At 67.4% G+C, this 4692-nt stretch carries 6 protein-coding genes; all 6 read left to right on the forward strand.

All coding sequences use genetic code 11. From position 1 onward, the window contains the following. Window positions 1-499, forward strand: a 499-nt coding sequence (locus JMF90_RS24880; RefSeq protein WP_236598033.1) for a VOC family protein, incomplete at its 5' end; no start/stop codon positions are given. Between the two features lie 48 nt (window positions 500-547). Next, window positions 548-1153 carry an amino acid synthesis family protein gene (locus tag JMF90_RS24885; RefSeq protein ID WP_011549883.1) on the forward strand — a complete coding sequence of 202 codons (606 nt, stop codon included), beginning with the start codon at window positions 548-550 and terminating at the stop codon, window positions 1151-1153. 27 nt (window positions 1154-1180) lie between these two features. Next, window positions 1181-2080, forward strand: coding sequence for an alpha/beta fold hydrolase (locus JMF90_RS24890; protein ID WP_011549882.1), 900 nt, complete (start codon window positions 1181-1183; stop codon window positions 2078-2080). Further along, window positions 2077-3705, forward strand: a complete 1629-nt coding sequence (locus JMF90_RS24895; protein WP_011549881.1) for a bifunctional 3-(3-hydroxy-phenyl)propionate/3-hydroxycinnamic acid hydroxylase — start codon at window positions 2077-2079, stop codon at window positions 3703-3705. The genes JMF90_RS24890 and JMF90_RS24895 overlap by 4 nt, the downstream gene beginning before the upstream one ends. Then, the gene (locus JMF90_RS24900; protein WP_201317271.1) at window positions 3695-4027 is read left to right on the forward strand and encodes an NIPSNAP family protein; all 333 of its coding nucleotides are present in this window, start codon (window positions 3695-3697) and stop codon (window positions 4025-4027) included. The genes JMF90_RS24895 and JMF90_RS24900 overlap by 11 nt, the downstream gene beginning before the upstream one ends. A gap of 85 nt (window positions 4028-4112) precedes the next feature. Continuing rightward, the coding region (locus JMF90_RS24905) for an aldehyde dehydrogenase family protein (protein WP_201325549.1) at window positions 4113-4692 on the forward strand (580 nt) is incomplete at its 3' end.

A 4692-nucleotide genomic window follows, 5' to 3' on the forward strand; every position in this document is an offset into this window, starting at 1 on the left:
CCGCCAACGCGCCGAGCGTGCGAACGCGAGCGGCCTGCCGCTGCCGACGCCGCGCGTGCAGCGCACCCACCTGTCGCTGTTCGTGCGCGACCCCGTCCGCTCGAGCATCTGGTACGCCGACGTGCTCGGCATGACGGAAACCGCGCGCGACGCGCAGTGGGTGTTCATGTCGTTCGGCCAGAAGCACCACGACATCGCGCTGATTCGCGCGGCATCCGATGCGGAGCTCGGCACGATCGGCCTGCAGCACTACGGCCTCGAAATCGCCGGCGGGCTGACCGAATTGCGCCGCCTGTACGGGATGCTGATTCGCCGCGACGTGCCGATCGTCAAGATCACCGATCACAAGGTCGGGATCGGTGTGTATTTCACGGACCCTGACGGCAACCGGCTCGAATTCTTCTGCGAAATGGTCACGGACGACGAAGAGGGCAAGCGCGTGCTGCATCGATACAACGCGCCGAGCGATCCCGTCCAGCTCGAACCGCTGTTCGACTGAAACGCCGCCTTTCAATCCGCATCATCGACGTCTTATATAGGAATGCAAATGAGCAAGACCGCCAATTTCGAAGGCTTTCACATCCGCAAGTGGTACACGCAGATCGAGGATTCGCTCGCGAACGAAACCGGCCAGCTCGCGGATGGCGAGCCGCTGCGCAAGATCGTGATCGCCGCGGCCGTTCACAACCCGTACGCGGGGCGATTCAGCGAAAACCTCGACGATCTCGTGCGCCCGTCGCCCGCGCTCGGCAAGGAGTTTGCGCGACGCATCGAGTCGCTCGCGGACGGCCGCGGGATCGAGAGCTACGGCAAGGCGTGCCTGGTCGGCTCGGCCGGCGAATACGAACACGGCAACGCGTTCCTCACGTCGATCTTCGCGGAGCCGATCCGCGCGGCGCTGGGCGGCGGCAAATCGTGGGTGCCGTCGAGCGGCAAGCGCGGCCCGATCAATACCGTGATCGACGTGCCGCTCGCGCACAAGGATGCACTCTACGTGCGCTCGCACTACGACACGGTGACGTGCCTGTTTCCCGATGCACCCAACGACGACGAAGTGCTGGTGATCTTCGCGTTCGCGACGCGCGGCCGGCTGCACGCACGGCTCGGCGGCCTGAAGGCGAGCGAGATCGTCGGTCGCGACGGTCTGGTCTGAGCGCGCATGCCGATCGGGGAGCACATCATGAACACGGCATCCGTCAAGGATGGATGGGTCGACAGCGATGGACTGCGGCTGCACTACGTGAGCTGGGGGCGCGACGATGCGCCGACCGTGGTGATGCTGCACGGCTTGCGCAGTTACGCGCATACCTGGGCGCCCGTCGCCGATGCGCTGGTCGACCGCTACCGGGTCGTCGCGCTCGATCAGCGCGGGCGCGGGCTGAGCGACTGGGATCCGCGGCGGGACTACTACGCGGCAGCCTACGTGCGCGATCTCGACGCATTGGTGCGCGCACTGGGCCTGCGACGATTCGTGCTGGTCGGGCACTCGATGGGCGGCGCCAATGCGTTCGTCTACGCAGCGTCGCAAGCGGAACGGCACGCCGAAAGGCTCGCCGGCCTCGTGATCGAGGACATGGGCCCCGGTGCGTCGGCCGGCTCGCCGGGTTCCGAGCGCATCAAGCGCGAGTTGCAGGAAACCCCGGACGCGTTCGCGTCGTGGGACGACGCGCGCGCATTCTGGCGACGCCAGCGGCCGAACATCACGGAATCCGCGCTCGATTCGCGCCTCGCACATTCGCTGAAAGAGGGCGAGCAAGGCCGGATCGTCTGGCGTCACGATGCGCAAGGGATCGCGGTGGCACGGCTGGCCGCGACGCCGGAGCAGCTCGTCCATCTGTGGCCGCTGATCCTCAACCTGCACGTGCCCACGCTGTTGTTGCGCGGCGGCGACTCGGATTTCCTGTCCGCGGACGTGGCGGCCGAAATGGCGGCCGCCCATGCGGAAATCGAGCGGATCGACATTCCCGGCGCGACGCATTACGTGCACGACGATCAGCCCGATGCGTTCAATCGCGCGCTGCGCACCTGGCTCGATCGTCTCGATGATCCTGCATGGCGCGTGGGAGGCGCGGGCGAATGAAAGCGAACAACCGGAACCGGACCTCGGTCGCCATCGTCGGCGCGGGGCCGAACGGCGCGGCCATGGCGAACCTGCTCGGCCTGTATGGCGTCGATACGATCGTCGTCGAACGGGCGCCGCAGATCGTCGAATTCCCGCGCGCGGTCGGCATCGACGACGAGGCGCTGCGGCTGTTTCAGACGGCCGGCCTGGCCGACGAACTGAGCCGCGACATCATCCAGAACGTGCCGCTGCGCATGTTCAAGGCGAACGGCGAATGTTTCGCCGACATCCGTCCGTCGATACGCGAGTTCGGCTGGTGGCGCCGCAACATCTTCATGCAGCACCTGGCCGAACGCACGCTGCGCGATGCACTGGCACGCTATCCGCACGTGTCGCTGCGTACGGGGGAAGAGGTCGTCGGTCTGGAACAGGACGACGAATGCGTGACGCTTCAGGTACGCGCCGCCGACGGGCAGCAATACGAACTCGATGCCGACTACGTGGTGGCGGCCGACGGCGGGCGCAGCCCCGTCCGCGAGATGCTCGGCATCAGGCTGGCCGGTACGACGCATCCAATGAAGTGGGTCGTGGTCGACGTGAAGAACGCGCGGCTCGACCAGCCGTGTACCGCGCTGAACTGCGATCCGCGCCGCCCGAACGTCTGCATTTATCTGCCGTTCAACTATCGACGCTGGGAATTTCTCGTGTTTCCGCACGAGGACGAGGAGGCGATCGCGCAACCGGAGTCGATCCGCGCGCTGATCGCGCCGTACGTCGACGACGTCGATCGCATCGAGATCGTGCGTGCGCGGACCTACACGCATCACTCTCGTGTGGCCGAACGTTTCGTCGCCGGCCGGGTGGCGCTCATCGGCGATGCCGCGCACCTGAGCCCGCCGTGGATCGGCCAGGGGCTGAACGCGGGGCTGCGCGACGTGGGCAATCTGGCCTGGAAGCTGGCGGGGGTCGTGAACGGCACGTTGCACCGGCGCGTGATCTCGACGTACGAATCGGAGCGGCGCGACCATGCGAAAGCGATGATCGATCTCGCGGACACGTTCGGCGCGATGCTGATGCCGACCAGCCGTCTGGTCGCGTTCCTGCGCGACCGGTTCCTCGGGCTCGCGCGGTATGCGCCGGGTCTGAAGGACTACGTGCTGCAGATGCGCTTCAAGCCGATGCCCAGCTATACGCACGGGGTCGTGGTCACGGGCACGTCGGACGCCGTCGGGCGCATGATCGTCCAACCCGACGTCGAGACGGCCGACGGTGCACGTCGCAAGCTCGACGACGTGCTCGGCCCGTGGTTTGCGATCATCGGCTGGCGATGCGATCCACAGGCATGCCTGAGCGACGACGATCGCGCGTTCTGGACCGCGCTGGGCGCGAAATTCGTGCAGATCGTACGGTCGCGCAGCGGAACGTGCCGTGAGCAGCGCATCGCGAGCGCGCACGACAGCGTGTGCGTCGAGGACGTCGACAACGCGATGGCCGAATGGTTCGACCGGCACGCGGCGCCGCTCGTCGTCGTCCGTCCGGACCGCTATGTGGCGGCGCAGACGGACGCCGCCGGCATGGCCGGCGTGACCGCGGCGTTCCAGGCGTTTGCAGCGCGACAACGGGAGACCGCGGATGTTTGTTGAGCAACGCACCTACACGCTGGTGCCGGGCGGCGTCGCCGAGTATCTGCGGCTGTATGCGGAATGCGGTCGCGCGCCGCAGGAGCACGCACTCGGCACGATGGTCGGCTGTTTTGCGACGGAGATCGGGCCGCTGAACCAGCTCGTCTATCTGTGGGCGTTCGAGTCGCTGGACGATCGCGCCCGGCGTCGCGCGGTGCTGCTGGCCGATCCCGAATTCAGGACGTTTCGCGGCAAGGTCCGGCATCTGCTCGTCCGGCAGGACAACCAGATCCTCCGACAGGAAATCGGCGGCCTGTTGCATGCACCGCCATCGGCCGCGTGATGCGACCGTCGCCCTGTCCATCACGCATCGCGCCGTCTCTACCGAGGTATCCGTCTTGATCCCGTTTACGCCCCTGACTTCCCGCATGACACCCGACGCGCAACGCGATTACGCGTCGCTCCATCTGTATATCGACGGCCGGTTCCTTCAGGCCGACGGCCGGCGCACGCAGCCCGTGCTCGATCCGGGCACCGGCGGCGTGCTCGGCGACCTGCCGCATGCGACGTCGGACGATATCGATGCAGCGGTGCGCGCCGCGCATCGCGCGTTCGCGACGTGGCGCCGCGAGTCGCCGCTCGCGCGCTCGGACATCCTGCGCCGCGCGGCCGCGCTGGTGCGCGAGCGGGCCGAGGCGATCGGCCGCCACATCACGATGGACCAGGGCAAGCCGCTTCGCGAGGCGATCGCCGAGGTCGTGTCGTCCGCCGAACAGCTCGAATGGCACGCGGAGGAAGGGCGTCGCACGTACGGCCGCGTCGTGCCGTCGCGCTCCCCGGATGTTGCCCAGACGGTGCTGCGGGAGCCGATCGGCGTGTGCGCGGCGTTCTCGCCGTGGAATTTTCCGTTCAGCCAGGCGATGCACAAGATCGCGGCCGCGCTTGCATCGGGGTGCACGCTGGTGCTGAAAGGGCCGGAGGAATCGCCGAGCGCGATCGTCGCGCTCG

The organism is Burkholderia sp. E168m23, assembly GCF_016586125.1.
Lineage (GTDB): Bacteria > Pseudomonadota > Gammaproteobacteria > Burkholderiales > Burkholderiaceae > Burkholderia > Burkholderia orbicola.